The sequence below is a fragment of the Fluviicola taffensis DSM 16823 genome (genome assembly GCF_943372375.1).
Taxonomy (GTDB): domain Bacteria; phylum Bacteroidota; class Bacteroidia; order Flavobacteriales_D; family Crocinitomicaceae; genus Fluviicola; species Fluviicola taffensis_A.
Genome location: NZ_CALRYJ010000002.1, coordinates 190,471 through 205,687, shown reverse-complemented (window position 1 = coordinate 205,687; position 15,217 = coordinate 190,471). Strand labels below are relative to the sequence as shown.

The window sequence follows — 15,217 nt, the reverse complement described above, 5'->3', positions numbered from 1 at the left end:
TGAAGAGGTAACGTAACAAAAACTATTCATTGAACCTCAATTCCTTTACCTTATAGGACTGCTCTCATTCTCCCTTTTAATCCTGGAGGACAGCGGATTCATTCACAAAAAAGCCCCCAATCTTTCGACCAGAGGCTTTTCGTATTAGAAATTATTCCTTATTCCTTCACAAATTTCACAGTTGCTCCGGATGCGGATTGGATAAAGTAAACTCCTCGGCTCAATGAAGTCAAGTGAATCAGGTTATTTCCCGATTTCAAACTTTCAACTTGCATGGTTTTTCCGGTGATATCTTTAATCACTATTTCCGTCGCTTCATTCGATTCTACAAACAAGTGATCGCTTGCCGGATTTGGATAGATATTCCAACCGTTTTGAACCAATGCTTCCATACCAACAGTTGTTATTGCAACACAGCTCGAAGTATCAGAACACCCGTTTTGTGTAACGATGACTGCGTAAGAACCGTTTGCGGTTGGAGTAAATGACGCATTCGTTGCTCCGTTTATTGGCTGATTATTCGCGCAATTAATCCATTGATACGTTGCCCCGGTTGCAGATGCCGTGATCATAATTCCCTGAATGGTTGTTGCAGTATTCACCGAATTGACAACAACCGTCATCGTTACCGTTTCAACACATTGCCCGGAACTTGGTGTAAATGTATACGTTGTTGTTGCGGTGTTATTAACAGCCGGGCTCCAAGTTCCGCTGATTCCATTATTCGACATTGTTGGAAGTGTTAATGACTCTCCTGAACAAATTGCCACAATTGGAGTAAAGCTTGGTGTTATGCTGTTATTCACCGTTACTGTCATCGTTGTCGTGGAAGCACATTGCCCTGCATTTGGGGTAAAAGTGTAAGTCGTCGTTGCAGTAGTGTTAATGGCAGGACTCCACAAACCGTTGAACCCATTATTCGACGTTGTTGGCAGTGTAAATGAGTCTCCCGAACAAATGGCCGAAACTGGGGTAAATGTCGGAGTTACCGAAGTGCTATTCACAGTAACAGTCATCGTTGTGGTAGTGGCACACTGCCCGGCATTTGGTGTAAAAGTGTAAGTCGTCGTAGTAGTATTGTTAAGCGCAGGGCTCCAAGAACCTACAATTCCATTGTTGGAAGTCGTTGGGAGAGTGAATGATTCTCCTGAACAAATTGTTGGGACTTGAGTAAATGTTGGATTGGTGGAAGTGCTGTTTACCGTTACCATCATCGTGGTTGTAGAAGCACATTGTCCTGCATTCGGAGTAAAAGTATAAGTAGTTGTTTGTGTATTGTCAATTGCCGGACTCCACGAACCATTGATTCCATTGTTAGAAGTTGCTGGCAAAGTGAAAGATCCTCCCGAACAAATGGCTGCAATCTGCGTGAATGAAGGTGTTGCCGGATTATTCACAGAAACAGTCATCGTAGCATTTGAGACACATTGTCCACCAGTTGGCATAAACGTATAGGTGGTAGTGGCAGTATTGTTGATTGCCGGACTCCAAGTTCCACTAAAACCATTGTTAGATACCGCTGGAAGTGTAAAAGACTCTCCGGAACAAATGGCAGAAACAGGTGTAAATGTAGGAGTTACAGAAGCTGTTACATTCATTGTAATCGAATTACTTGTGGCGCTTGTTGGCGAAGCACAAGATGCATTACTGACCATTACACAAGAAACAACGCTTCCGTTTGTCAAGGTCGTAGTTGTGTAAGATGAACTGTTTGTTCCGACATTACTCCCATTCACTTTCCACTGAAAAGAAGGTGAAGTGCCTCCATGAGTTGGTGTTGCATTGAATACCACACTTTCTCCTTGACAAATCGTGGTCGTTGAAGTATTAATAGCAATCGCTGGAGTACAAGATGCTGGAGGTGGTCCTGTTAAACAAATTCCGAAATTACTCGTGTTCAGACCTGAAGCCGTATTGACCACCCGAATAAAATAAGTATTCCCAACTGTCAATGTGGTGAAACTTGCTGATTCCCCTATACTGGAAGTAAAGTTATTCATACAAGTGACTTCCGTTCCGTTGCAACTTCCTTCAAACACCTGAAAACCATGATTCAACCCGCTAACAGAACTTAATTGAATTCCCATATTACTAGAAGTAGCTGTGAATTTATACCAAACATCCTGAGAAGCATTCGGAGCACAAGATAGCGTTCCTCCATTCATCATAGCTCCGCTGAATGTGCCTGTTGTATAACTGCAAGAACTTGCTGGCGTTAATTCAATCGCATCCGCGCAAACATTATTTACGGGAACGGGATATGTTTGAACACAAATTCCGAAACTAAGCGTACTCAGTGCTCCTGATGCATTGAAAACACGTACGTAATAAACTTGTCCCGGAATGAAATCGTTGTTGAAATAAGATTCACTGATACCAGTGGCATTGGAATTAACGCACTGCAACACCGTTCCATTGCAGCTTCCCTGAATGATCTGGAAACCGTGATTTAAACCAGATTCTGAGGAAAGAAAAATCCGCATCGTGGAATCCGTTGCTGTGAAACGATACCACAAATCTTGTTGAGAACTCGCCCCGCAAGCCGGAGCTCCCCCATTCATCATTGCTCCGCTAAATGTGCCCGCTGTATAATTGCAGGTGCTACTTGGTGTTAGGATAACTGCATTCGAACACACATCGTTTGCTGGAACGGGATACGTTTGAACACAAATTCCGAAGGTTAAAGTACTCAGTGCTCCTGAAGCATTGAAAACACGGACGTAATAGACTTGTCCCGGAATGAAATCGTTGTTAAAATAAGATTCACTGATACCAGTGGCATTGGAATTAACGCACTGCAACACCGTTCCGTTACAGCTTCCCTGAATAATCTGGAAACCGTGATTTAAGCCAGATTCTGAGGAAAGAAAAATCCGCATCGTGGAATCCGTTGCTGTGAAACGATACCACAAATCTTGCTGAGAACTCGCCCCGCAAGCCGGAGCTCCCCCATTCATCATGGCTCCGCTAAATGTGCCCGCTGTATAATTGCAGGTGCTACTTGGTGTTAGGATAACTGCATTCGAACACACATCGTTTGCTGGAACGGGATATGTTTGAACACAAATTCCGAAGGTTAAAGTACTCAGTGCTCCTGAAGCATTGAAAACACGGACGTAATAGACTTGTCCCGGAATGAAATCGTTGTTAAAATAAGATTCACTGATACCTGTCGTATTGGCATTAACGCACTGCAACACCGTTCCATTGCAGCTTCCCTGAATAATCTGAAAACCGTGATTTAAGCCAGATTGGGAAGAAAGTGAAATCCTCATCGTGGAATCCGTTGCGGTAAATGTGTACCAAACATCCTGAATAGAAGATGCGCCGCAAGAAGGGGCTGTACTGCTAATGGTCATACCACTAAAAGATCCGGTAGTATAGTTGCATGCAGCACTGGGTGTTAAAGTAACAGCATTTACGCACTCATCATTCGCATAAGAAACAAGGTGCCAAAAAGAAACAAAAAAGAATAACAGGTACTTTGCCATAACGTTTTTATTGATTTTAATAATTGATTATTTCTGCAAATTTAATTGCTCACTCCCCAATGAACATGTAGTCATGTTGCCAGATTGTGTACTATTGTTGCATCGACGTATAAATCAGTGTTTTTTAATGAACTGGCTTGGCGTTTTCCCAAAATATTCAGTAAAGGATTTGGTGAAATAAGACTGACTATTGAAACCACATTTGTAGGCAATTTCTGTAATATTCCCTTCGTTATTTAATAGTAAATCCTTTGCTTTTTCAAGTCGAATCATACTGATAAAGTTACTTGTAGAAAATCCTGTTAACGCAACTAATTTCCGATGCAATTGACTTCTACTCACAGCCATGTCATTCGAAAGTTCATTAACGGAATAATCGGGATGATCGATATGATTAATGATGTGGTCAATTACTTTGTTGACATACGCATGTGGGCTTTTGATCCGTTCTTCAACTGTTTTTTCTGAATGAATGGAATCTTTGTAAGCATCTTTATTTCGTTGAACAGTGGTAAACAAATTCTGAATCGTCAATTTCAATTCCTCAGGCGAAAATGGTTTGGAAATATAGGCATCCGCTCCGTGCAGCAATCCTTCCAGACGACTCTCCAGAGATGCTTTCGCAGAAAATAATACAACAGGCAGGTGGTTCGTTAATTCGTTCGATCTGATTTCCTGCAGCAATTCAATCCCATCTTTCTCGGGCATCATAATGTCGGAAAGAACCATATCAGGTAAATTCTCTTGTATAAAATCAATCGCTTTCTGACCATTTTGAACGTGAATGACTTGAAAGTGTTCCTTGAGAATAGAAATAGTGAAAGCTGCAGTATCCGGATCATCTTCAGCCAATAAAAGGATCGGACTGCCCTCGTTCTGAGGGATTAAATCGGTTACCTCATTTACTTCTTGAATCGGAAGAGATACCGAGAATGTGGTTCCTGTGGAATTACTTTGAAGATCAATCGTTCCACCAGCTAGGTCTACTAATTCTTTCACAAGGGACAAGCCAATTCCAGTACCACTTGCATCTGCATGTTTTCCTCTAAAAAAACGGCGAAACACTTTTTTCTGCTCCTTTTTGGGAATTCCGGAACCATTATCTTGTACCCGAATCACCAAAGTAGTTGAGATTATTTGAGACGAGACCTGAATTTCAGATTTCGGAGGACAATATTTCAATCCATTTCCAATCAGATTGGAGAGCACTTTTTCCAAGGCATTGGAAGGAAAGGAATAATATTTTTCAGAACCGTTTTTCGAGTGAATGATCCGAATATTTTTACTTTCAGACTCACCCAAAAAACCTAGAATGCAATTAGCGATAAAATCATCAATCCTTCCATTGGAATAATGAAGTTGGTAGCTTCCCTTCCCTAGTTTTGAAGCGTCCAACAATTCATTGACCAAATGAATCAACTTCTTTGAATTCCGCTCCATCAATGCCAATTGTTCCTGCTGTGAGCCATCCGAACCTTGTTTCAGGATCTGGATAGGCCCATCAATCAGTGTAAGTGGAGTTCTTATTTCATGGAAAATGTTTTCAAACAGTCTGAGTTTTTCCTGTTCAAATTGACGTTCGATTCGTTTTCTCTGAAAGATTAGGTAGGTAACAAACCCAGCAACAAGGAACAAGGAAACAGCAAGGAAAATAACGCTATTCTGCTGATTGTTTTTTCGCTCTATTTCCTGCTTATTTTGCTGGATTTCCTTCTCTTTCTTCTCACTTTGGTATTTAATTTCCAGTTCTTCGATCTGTTTTTGCTTCTCCACTGAAAAAACACGCTGATGGGCTTCAGTCTCCAATTTCTTATAGCTGTAAGCATGCTTTAAATCTCCAATCGAATCATACAAAGCGCTAATTCGTTGGTACAATGCGGGTTTATAGGAATCTTCCGGACGTTTTTCATTCGTTGCGATTGCCTGCTTCATGCAATCAATTGCTTTGGAATATTCCTTTCGCCCGAAATAGTAATCCCCCAAATTCTGGTAGGCATTCATTTTCGTCAGCAGGTCTTTATGTTTGGTCGAATAGTTCAGGCTAAGTTCATAATAGTAAACACAGGAATCTGGCTGAACACTTTGATATGCGGCTCCCAGGGAATTGTAGACCGCTGCAAGGTATTGGTCTTGTTTCTTCTTCAAAAGCGTTTTCTCTGCTTCCTTGAGCGTAAGCACCGATTTATCAAACGACTGGTTCATGATCTGTAATCCTGCCAGATTCATGGCAATCAGCGCATAATACTGATAATCGTTTGCCTCTTTCTTGGCCTTAGCCGCACGTTTCATGTATCGTTCCGCCTTCTTCACATCATTCAGGTAGAAATAACAAATGCCTATTCCGTTGTAAATCGTTCCAGCAAGCGATTTCTCTTTGTATTTCTCAGCTAGTTCCAGTCCTTTCAGATAAGAAGCTATTGCTTCTTTCAGCTTGTTTTGTTTTTGATATGCTTCTCCGGTGACCGAATACGAACGAATAATCAATACCGGATTATTTATTTCCCTCCCTATTTCGCGTGCTTTACTTCCATAATAAATACTCGAATCCGGGTTTTCTGCTAAAAGCAGGTTAGCAAGTTCCAGGTTCAGTTCTCCTTTTCGCTTCCCGTTTACAGTCTCAATCAGCGAACGCAATGAATCTGCTGGCTCTTGCTTTGCCAAAATACCCAGCGGAGACAAAAGCACTGAAAGAAACAAGAAAGAAAAAACAAAACTCCTCATGTAAGTGATCCGATAAATGTTTGACTTACTAGCAAAAATAAGAAAAAGTGTAAGCTTTTGATATTTAGCAAACATTAGTGCTGCCATTATTTATTAGAAGTTTGACTTACCTTTTTAGTCCTATATTCTTCTCTGTCCAAACCCACAAATTCTGGTATAACTCCCCTTCAAAACTCCCAACACTAACCTCCTCCGAAATTTAGAAGCCCATTCTGTTATCCAACCAAAAGAAAAACTAACTTCGGCTTTGATAAAGCTAATTTTTACTTGAACAATTCCCATGAGAATACTACTGCTAATTCTAACTTCTCTCCTTTTCACTTCTTCCATCTGGTCACAGAAAATCCTTTACAAAAACGGGAAATACGGACTCAGTGATGATTCCGGCAATGTGCTCGTAAAGCCCAAATATGATTATATGGCTGAATTTGTCAATGGCTATGCGATGATAGAACTAAAGGAAAAGTACGGATTCATTGATCCGACTGGTAAAGAAATTGTTCCGCCAACATACGACCATGTTCGAAATTTTTCACAAGGTACTGCCGGTATTGAACTGGAAGAAAAATGGGGATTGGTTGATCAGTCGGGAAATGTGGTGGTGGTCCCTAAATACAAATACCACATTGAGTTTGATATTTTCACCCGATTGGCAGAAATAGCTAGTTATGATCCAGCCGATAAAGTTTGGGGAAACAGTCTTTATGGAATCATGGACAGTACGTTCAAAGAGCTTGTTCCACCAAAATATTCATCCTTAAAATGGATCCGCTTCGATTACATTCAGACAAGTATGGGAACAAAATTCGGTTTGTTGAATCCGACTCTTAAAGAAATCCTTCCACCCAAATACGAGAATGTAGCTGTTCTTTCAGAGGAATTGATTGGCTTCTCAGAGAACGAAATTTGGCACTTCGTAAATAGCTCCGGCAAATCGGTCAACGAGTTTGGATATACTCAGGTTAGTTATCTGAGTGATGACTTGGGGAAGGTGGTCCGAGATGGAAAATTCGGATTTATTGATGTGAACGGGAAGGAATTCATCCCGTGTAAATTTGATACCGCAGAAAGTTTTTCTGATGGCAAGGCAAAAGTGAAATTAAATGGCCAGGAATTCTATATCGATACCAAAGGGAATCAAATCAAATAATCTGTTTGATTATAAATTAATCCTTTAATTATTAAAAAGTAATCATTATCTTTGTCAGACGTATTTAGAAGCGTCTTTCATGTCTGATAATTCATCCTATAAAAACGGTCGCGGAGCCCAAATCAATCCGCATAATCGCTTCTTTTTGCAGGAAAAAGGAGATGATTTTGACGATATCGACCCTTCGGAAGAACCCGAATTGAAAACCAAATTCATCGATGTCCATCCCAAAACGATCGTAAACAAGTTAACCAGCTCGGATGTCGGAATGTACTATTCCCTGAATCCATACCAGGGATGTGAACATGGCTGTACCTATTGTTATGCCCGACCGACACATGAATATTGGGGCTACAGTGCGGGAACGGATTTTGAACGGGTCATCCTGGTCAAGAAGAATGCCCCTGAATTACTGGAAGAAGCACTGAACAAAAAGTCCTGGAAGGTCCAGACCATTTCCATTTCAGGAAATACAGATTGTTATCAACCCTGTGAAAAGGAATATCAAATCACCCGCCGATTGCTGGAAATCATGCTGAAGTACCGGCATCCGGTTGGGATCATCACTAAAAACGCACTGATTACGCGGGATATCGATATTCTGGAAGAACTGGCAAAATTGGATCTGGTAGCCGTGAATATCAGTTTAACAAGTCTAAAAGAAGAATTGCGCCGAAAACTGGAACCGCGAACTGTGACCAGCCACAAGAAATTGGCCGCCATTGAACTGCTTTCCCAACATGGAATCCCGGTAAATGTGCTGATGGCTCCCATTATCCCGGCTTTGAATGACGATGAGATCTTTTCCATCGCTGAAGCGGTCTCAAAACGGGGCGCTTTGAGCATGTACCATCAAATTGTGCGACTCAACGGACCGAACGGAGAAATTTTTACGGATTGGGTAACGAAGAATTATCCCGATCGTGCCGAAAAGGTATTGAACCAAATCCGGGATTTGCACGGAGGAAAACTAAATGACAGTCGTCCCGGAACACGTATGAAAGGAGAAGGTATTTATGCCTTGAATATCCAACGGCAAGTGCAGCTGGCAAGAAAACGTTTTCTTCCTGCAGCTCCATTTCCACGACTTCGAACCGATTTGTTCGCCATCCCGGATACCAGCGGGCAGATGAAGCTATTTTAGGGTCTTTCCGAAAATAAAAAAGGATCCGCTAGTGCGAATCCTTCCCTATTCATTAGGATCATCAGATCTTAAGCATCCAACAAATCTGCTGTAGCTAATTCATCTTTTTTAGTTGGGATTGCTCCTGTACCGTATTCCTTGCGGATGAAGTTTGCAACAGCATCACGTACTTTCACCTGTTTTGGCTTCATGGAAGTCATGAAAACAATCAATGGAATCATCACTCCTAAAAGGATTAATGACAAAGCAAATAACATTTGTCCACCCATGGTCGGGAATGATTCCTGAATGCGGGCAAATTTCGGTTTTTCACCAAAAATAATCGCTCCTCCAATCTTTCCTTGAGAGATAACCAACATCTTCGGTCCACGGAATTTAACCTGGTACTCAGGAAATTCAGCTTCCAATTGCGGTTTTAATTCGGCTAAAGTATATGGTCTTTCAACATTTACTTTCATAGTTAATCAGTTTAAGTTTGAGGCACTAAAATAACACCTTTTTTTAAATCGGTACATGCTTTCTTTTCAATAACAATTCTGGATAGGTGTTATCTTCCTCTGCATTAAAGATCGAGAATGAAAACTTTAATGTGGAATTTGTATCCCGATATCATCGGAACGAAACCCGTAATTCCTTATTTTTATTTCCCACAAACGTAAAATTTTGTATTTCATAAAACCCTCGGTTTCACTTACATGCGGAATAGTGTACGGATACTGTATGGATAGAGCATGGATAGAGCATGGATAGAGCATGGATAGAGTACGAAAAGGTTAAGGATTTAACACTCGTTTTAAGGAAGAAATGCTCCGATTTTAATGTTTTTTTTGGAATGAGTGATCCAACTTCAGTGTTCAATGGGAAACAATCAATTCGTATTTGCCGAATCCTCATTCTCACAAGTGTAAAATTTAAATCTGATAGCTAGTGGGATACAATTGCGTAAATTCGTAATTTCCTATCTTTATATTCTATTTCGATAACTATGAATCATTCTACTGCAAGATTTTCCTTCCGTTTATTGATCCTTATAGCAGGTTTATTCAACACCGCAATCGCGCAAACTTCTTTTCCATACGATACCCGAAGCGACAGTATTTCCATTGAACATTACAATGTGCACCTGGATTTACGCGATTTCAGCACCTTTATTTTGAAAGGACACACGGAGATTTCCATAGAACCTCTGGTGAATAATATCTCTGAAATCAAACTGGATTTGATGGGACCTACAGTTGACAGCGTTCACGATATGAATGGAAATTTACTTTCATTCACTGCCGCACCACTTGGTTTCAAAGTCAATCTGGGCGGAACTTTCAATATCGGCGATTCCACATCGATTGAAGTGTTCTATCATGGAACAACGGTTCAGGACCCGACTTTCGGCGGATTTTACTTCAATTCAGCTTATGCTTACAACGTAGGCGTTTCACTGGACGACATTCCGCACAATTATGGAAAAACCTGGTTTCCGTGCTTTGATAATTTCATTACAAGATCCACTTACGATCTGTTCGTGACAACACTTCCGGCTCATGATGCTGCTTGCGGTGGAGTTTTTCAATCGACCGTCATTAATCCTGATTTATCGGAAACACATCATTGGAAGGTATACCAGACCATTCCCTCCTACCTGATTTCAGTAGCAGTTTCAAATTATGTTTTTGTCAGTGATACGTTCACTAATTATCAAAACAATCCTGTTCCGGTTAAATTGGCTGCACATGCGTCGGATACAACACCAATGAAAAACTCCTTTGCGAACCTGGAAAATGCATTTGATATTTTCGAAGATAAATTCGGACCTTACCACTGGGATCGCGTGGGCTATGTCCTGGTTCCGATGACAGCCGGTGCGATGGAACATGCCATGAACATTGCATATCCTCAAGTGATTGCTGATGGAAGCCTGTCTTACCAATCCATCATGGCGCACGAATTATCCCATCATTGGTGGGGAAACCTGGTAACCTGCAGAACCGCAGAAGACATGTGGATCAATGAAGGAAGCGCCGCATATTGCGAATATGTCTTTAAGGAGAATCTAAGCAATAGAGCTGCTTATGAATCCGCAGTAAGAAATGAACATAAGGGCTTATTGCAGACTTGTCACATGGATGACGGTGGCTATTGGCCGCTTTCAGGAGTTCCACAAGAACATACTTATGGTAATACGACGTATCTGAAAGGTGCCGATGTCATTCACACACTCAGAGGTTATTTGGGAGATTCCCTTTTCTTTCATGGCTTGTCTGAATTATTGGAGCAGAACAAGTTTTCGGATATCGATGCGATTGAATACCGGGACGATTTGAGTGCTATTACCGGATTCAACCTGAACAATTTCTTTGCGGATTGGATTTTCCAGGGAGGTTGGCCACATGTTTCCATCGATTCTTTGTCAGTCGTTCAAAACGGAATACTGTATGACGTAACCGTTCACTTGAAGCAAAAATTGGTAGGAAGAACCAATTACAGCAATCAGATTCCGGTAACCTTGACTCTACGTGACGATAGCTGGAACACCTTTGAAACAACCATCCATTCTTCCGGAATGAATAATACAGTAACCGTAACGGTCCCTTTTCCTCCTTCATTAGGTTATCTGAACAAGGACGAATTGATCTCACATGCAGTCACTGCGACCTATTCCACATTTACCACAACAGGAACGAAAAGCCTGCTGCATTCCAATATGACCTTGCAAATCCAAAGCATCACCGATTCCGCTTTTGTTCTTGTTGAACACAATTGGGCGGCTCCGGATCCGATCATCCATTGGGAATTGGCGAATGTGATCTCTCCACAGCGCTACTGGCGCATTGACGGGATCTGGAATTCCGGATTCAACACCAATGCAACGTTTCGTTACAGCGGTCAGCTTACAGGTGGAAACGCTTACCTCGATCATTTGTTAATCACAGGAACCGAAGACAGCCTCATCTTGCTTTACCGTCCGAACCGTTCGGTAGATTGGACCGAATACCCTACTTACACGAAGAACCTTGGAAATGTGACGGATAAAACCGGAACCCTGAATGCTACCAATGTTCAAAAAGGAGAATACGCGATTGGTTTGAAAGGACAGAATTTGGCATTGAACGAATTGGATAAAAATGCAGATGTGATGCTTTATCCGAATCCGGCGACTCATTTTGTAAGCGTTGAAACAGCTATCACTTCAGATCGAATCGTAGTGAGTGACGTCATGGGAAAATTCGTAGATCAGCATCTGAATCCCGGAGCAAAAACAGACTTCAATACTTCATCCTGGAAGAAAGGGACGTATTGGATTACCGGGTACAAGCAGGACAAACAAGTCTTTCATAAATTATTGGTGGTACAGTAAGTTCATCTTCTATTTCGAATTTTATGATTTCTTATCGCTTTGCACTTAGCTCAAGTTTGGGCTTTTACTAACTTTGAATCCGACTGATAAAAAGCTGAACATGAAACACATTAATCTTCTTATATTCTTTCTAATATTTCTTTCTGGCAATCTATTCGCACAGAATAAGGACAATATTATCCGGGACATACAGGTTCAAACTGACTTTGTTGAAAACGGAGTAAAAGGTCTTCGCATTTCGGTAACCTGTGATTATGGTGTACTCCGAAAAAAATACGACAGCGATAGTTTGCTTGAAAAAGCATTAGGCACGGCTCGATTCTCTTACACATTAGCCATTTTACAGGATAGTGTTCAGGTGAAACAAGCTTTCGGTTACCAGGCTGCATTTGGAAAGAGTGATTTCGTGGAATTGAAAATGAGATGTAATCCACAATCCGGATCTGAAGTCACTCCCTTATTCATCCCTTATGCAGCATTGAAATTAAAGGAAGGAAAACAAAGCCTGACAATTTCTGCTGATTTAACCGGAAAAGATGGATTCAATGCCACTTACAAACAAAATACCCGTTCTGCAGTTTTTACCTTCGAGAAACCAATCACCAAAATTTTCGAGTGTTCGTTGGATTCGTTGATCGTAAAACCATTCGACAACAACGGCCAGGCCTGGGACCATGAATTATTCGGAACCGATGCTCCCGATTTGGATTTCTCCATTAAAATGGGAGATCTGGAAGTGGGAAACATTCACAAAGGAAATAATTACAGCATTTCTTTTCCGGAAAAACCGCGTATCTTCCGATTCCTGGTATCCGAAAATGACGAAGTGACCATCTTCTTAACGGATACCGATGATGCATTTCACGATCCGATTGCCAGCTGGCGTTTTAACACCACCAACATGAAAGAAGGAAGTGTTTATGAGCAAAAAGAGGCGAAACAAAACATGAAAGCCTTCAGTTTCAAATGTAAAGTTGGGAAGATCAAAGATCAGAAAGAAGTCAATCCTGGAAATAAATAAGGTCTGATCGGCATGGGACTACCACAGCGAATCAATTGGATCAATAAGCTACTAAAAAAATCGAATATCGTTTTATTAGGTCTTATACTCGTAACCACAAACGTAAATTCGCAAGATAATTCCCCCGCCAAATTCTATTTGCGAGGTAAAGCCATGACCATGGTAGTCATTGAAGATAATTGGTATAGCGGTATTTCTCTTGGAGCAGAATACAGATTCCACAAATGCTTTTCAGTTGTTTTAGATGCTGTTCATTACAGCAACAAATCTGAACGAGAGGTTTCTAAAAATGGTGATGTAAGTGATTATGACGAGTATGCCCAACGAGATCGAAGAAATTACCTTGCCATTGAATTCAAATACCACTTCATTCAATTCAAAAAATGGAATAACAGCAGTTTATACTTCAATGTTTATTCAAAAATTGGAGCACATTCCATTCGCACAGAAGATAAGTACCCACTTAAAGAAAACGAACGTTATCATTTAAACGGTAATTTTGAAGATGTTGGGATTTCATTGGGAATAAATATAAATTTCACCCATAATTTCGGAATGGATATCAATCTGGGAGCCTGTCGCCGCTTCGAGAAACAATCCTACTGGAAAACAGATGATAATCTGAATCTTGTCTATTCTCCACAAAAGACCCTCAATGAATTTCGTCCAAATATCCGCTTAAATTTCTATTGGACTTTTACCCGCCTATTCGCAATGAGCGAATAATTTAGCCCTGATTTTTTTCTTTTAAGAATATTTCATTAATTAAGTCAAGAAAGAATATCCAATTATTCACAAATCGCCAATTCGGCATTCGGCATTCGGCATTCGGCATTCGGCATTCGGCATTCGTAATTATAATCTATCTTAGCCACTCTTAATAAAATCGCTAACATGTCTTCAATTTTGAAACTGCTGCTTACTCTCCTACTCGTTTTTCAATCCATTCATTCCTTTTCCCAAAATAAAGTTGCCATAATCGGTGGTGGAATGGCTGGTGTTTCCGGAGCGCAATTCATTTCGGAATTTGATCCCAAAGCACAGATCATCCTATTTGAAAAAGAAGCCGGTTTGGGTGGAAATGCGCAGACCGTTGTGGTGAAAAACAAAGAGGGGAAATTGGTGAAGGTTGACATCGGACCACAATATTTCATAGAAGGACCTTGGAATGATTACATTGCTTTTTGGGAAAAGACACTTGGTCCGAATCCGTATGAAAGTGAAACTGTGGATGCAAGTCTGTTGATCCAGCGGAAAAAAGAACCAAAACCCGTTCTGGTTTCGCCCCTGGGAATGAAACTGCGTGGAGAAAAATTGGGAAAACTCCTGAAATTGAAACGATTCAACAAGGAAGCTTACGAAATGTATAAACATCCCGAAAAGTGGCGGGGAATTACCGTTGAAACCTGGGTAAACCAATTAAAATTTGAAGAGTCCTATAAAAAGGAGATCATCTACCCTTTCCTGGCAGCATCGCTTGGAACAACGGTTTCCGAAATCAAGAAAACTTCTGCGGTGGATATCGTAAAGCTCTTCGCTTTCAGAAAACCCAAAGCTTCCAATCAGTTCAAGGTAATGACCGACGGAATGGCAACATTGATTCAACGCATTGGTGAAAAGATGGATCCGACTCAAATCACGATTAAATGCAGTGCTCCTGTAATTCGAGTTGTTCAGTCAAAAGAAAAGTGGTTGGTGACCTATTCAAGTAATGGTGTCGAACAAACCGAATTGGTGGACTTTGTCATCTTCGCGACCCATGCAGACCAGACAGCGAAAATCATCAAATCGGAACCAAATTTGGCAGAAGTGAGTAAAAGCCTGAAGCATATCACTTATTTCGAAGTGAAAATCGCCTTACATAGCGATTCCAGCTTTGTAAACACTGAAAAGCCTTCTTTCCTGAACATCATCACAACCGATTCCAATGAATTGGTGTCAAGTACAATGAATCTCTCTATGATTTCAGATCGTCTGAATGGAATTTATAAAAGCTGGGCAAGCACTGATGCAATCGAACAATTGAAAAGATCAGGAAAACTCCTCCACGTAACCAGTTTCTGGCATCCATTGATTACAACGGACTTCGTCACACAATTGGGAATTCTTCACCGGGAGGTAGATCAATTCCCATCGCTTTATTTATCCGGAGGCTGGTCGGAAGGATTGGAAACTCAGAATAGCGCTATCATTTCCGGGAAACATGCAGCAGAGAAATACAAGGCTTTTCTATCCAAAGTAAAAAAATAACTCGAATCATTTTTTACCGAACGTAATTCCACATCCCGATAGCTATGGGGTATATGTATTATTCGCACCCAAACCATTTTTTAAAATA

At 40.9% G+C, this 15,217-nt stretch carries 9 protein-coding genes; 6 read left to right on the top strand and 3 right to left on the bottom strand.

Translation table 11 applies throughout. The features are described from left to right. Nucleotides 1-158: 158 nt before the first annotated feature. Together AAG807_RS04190 and AAG807_RS04185 are read right to left on the bottom strand one after the other, a co-directional pair. Nucleotides 159-3,491, bottom strand: coding sequence for a T9SS type A sorting domain-containing protein (locus AAG807_RS04190; protein WP_341901079.1), 3,333 nt, complete (start codon nt 3,489-3,491; stop codon nt 159-161). Nucleotides 3,492-3,605: 114 nt separating this feature from the next. Continuing rightward, nucleotides 3,606-6,212 (bottom strand): ATP-binding protein, encoded by a 2,607-nt coding sequence (locus AAG807_RS04185; protein ID WP_341901077.1) that lies wholly within the window; start codon nt 6,210-6,212, stop codon nt 3,606-3,608. Nucleotides 6,213-6,492: 280 nt separating this feature from the next. On the opposite strand from AAG807_RS04185, the gene AAG807_RS04180 reads away from it, so the two are divergent. Both AAG807_RS04180 and AAG807_RS04175 read left to right on the top strand, forming a co-directional pair. Further along, a complete protein-coding gene (locus tag AAG807_RS04180; RefSeq protein ID WP_341901075.1) occupies nt 6,493-7,362 on the top strand; it encodes a WG repeat-containing protein in 870 nt (289 codons plus the stop codon). A 79-nt stretch (nt 7,363-7,441) separates the two neighbouring features. Beyond that, the gene (locus AAG807_RS04175; protein WP_341901074.1) at nt 7,442-8,506 is read left to right on the top strand and encodes a PA0069 family radical SAM protein; all 1,065 of its coding nucleotides are present in this window, start codon (nt 7,442-7,444) and stop codon (nt 8,504-8,506) included. A gap of 68 nt (nt 8,507-8,574) precedes the next feature. On the opposite strand, the gene AAG807_RS04170 is transcribed toward AAG807_RS04175, so the two are convergent. Further along, the gene (locus tag AAG807_RS04170; RefSeq protein WP_341901072.1) at nt 8,575-8,964 is read right to left on the bottom strand and encodes a hypothetical protein; all 390 of its coding nucleotides are present in this window, start codon (nt 8,962-8,964) and stop codon (nt 8,575-8,577) included. A 527-nt stretch (nt 8,965-9,491) separates the two neighbouring features. On the opposite strand from AAG807_RS04170, the gene AAG807_RS04165 reads away from it, so the two are divergent. From AAG807_RS04165 to AAG807_RS04150, 4 genes are all read left to right on the top strand, one after another. Then, entirely contained in the window at nt 9,492-11,858 is a 2,367-nt protein-coding gene (locus tag AAG807_RS04165) for a M1 family aminopeptidase (RefSeq protein ID WP_341901070.1), read from the top strand. A gap of 100 nt (nt 11,859-11,958) precedes the next feature. Continuing rightward, complete coding sequence (locus tag AAG807_RS04160) at nt 11,959-12,879, top strand: hypothetical protein (protein WP_341901068.1); 921 nt, start codon at nt 11,959-11,961, stop codon at nt 12,877-12,879. Nucleotides 12,880-12,891: 12 nt separating this feature from the next. Then, nucleotides 12,892-13,605 carry a hypothetical protein gene (locus AAG807_RS04155; RefSeq protein ID WP_341901066.1) on the top strand — a complete coding sequence of 238 codons (714 nt, stop codon included), beginning with the start codon at nt 12,892-12,894 and terminating at the stop codon, nt 13,603-13,605. Between the two features lie 168 nt (nt 13,606-13,773). Then, the gene (locus tag AAG807_RS04150; RefSeq protein ID WP_341901065.1) at nt 13,774-15,129 is read left to right on the top strand and encodes an NAD(P)-binding protein; all 1,356 of its coding nucleotides are present in this window, start codon (nt 13,774-13,776) and stop codon (nt 15,127-15,129) included. Nucleotides 15,130-15,217 lie beyond the last annotated feature (88 nt).

Coding starts and splice junctions, on each gene's coding strand:
- AAG807_RS04190 (WP_341901079.1), bottom strand. CDS start 3,491: ATGGCAAAGTACCTGTTATTCTTTTTTGTTTCTTTTTGGCACCTTGTT.
- AAG807_RS04185 (WP_341901077.1), bottom strand. CDS start 6,212: ATGAGGAGTTTTGTTTTTTCTTTCTTGTTTCTTTCAGTGCTTTTGTCT.
- AAG807_RS04180 (WP_341901075.1), top strand. CDS start 6,493: ATGAGAATACTACTGCTAATTCTAACTTCTCTCCTTTTCACTTCTTCC.
- AAG807_RS04175 (WP_341901074.1), top strand. CDS start 7,442: ATGTCTGATAATTCATCCTATAAAAACGGTCGCGGAGCCCAAATCAAT.
- AAG807_RS04170 (WP_341901072.1), bottom strand. CDS start 8,964: ATGAAAGTAAATGTTGAAAGACCATATACTTTAGCCGAATTAAAACCG.
- AAG807_RS04165 (WP_341901070.1), top strand. CDS start 9,492: ATGAATCATTCTACTGCAAGATTTTCCTTCCGTTTATTGATCCTTATA.
- AAG807_RS04160 (WP_341901068.1), top strand. CDS start 11,959: ATGAAACACATTAATCTTCTTATATTCTTTCTAATATTTCTTTCTGGC.
- AAG807_RS04155 (WP_341901066.1), top strand. CDS start 12,892: ATGGGACTACCACAGCGAATCAATTGGATCAATAAGCTACTAAAAAAA.
- AAG807_RS04150 (WP_341901065.1), top strand. CDS start 13,774: ATGTCTTCAATTTTGAAACTGCTGCTTACTCTCCTACTCGTTTTTCAA.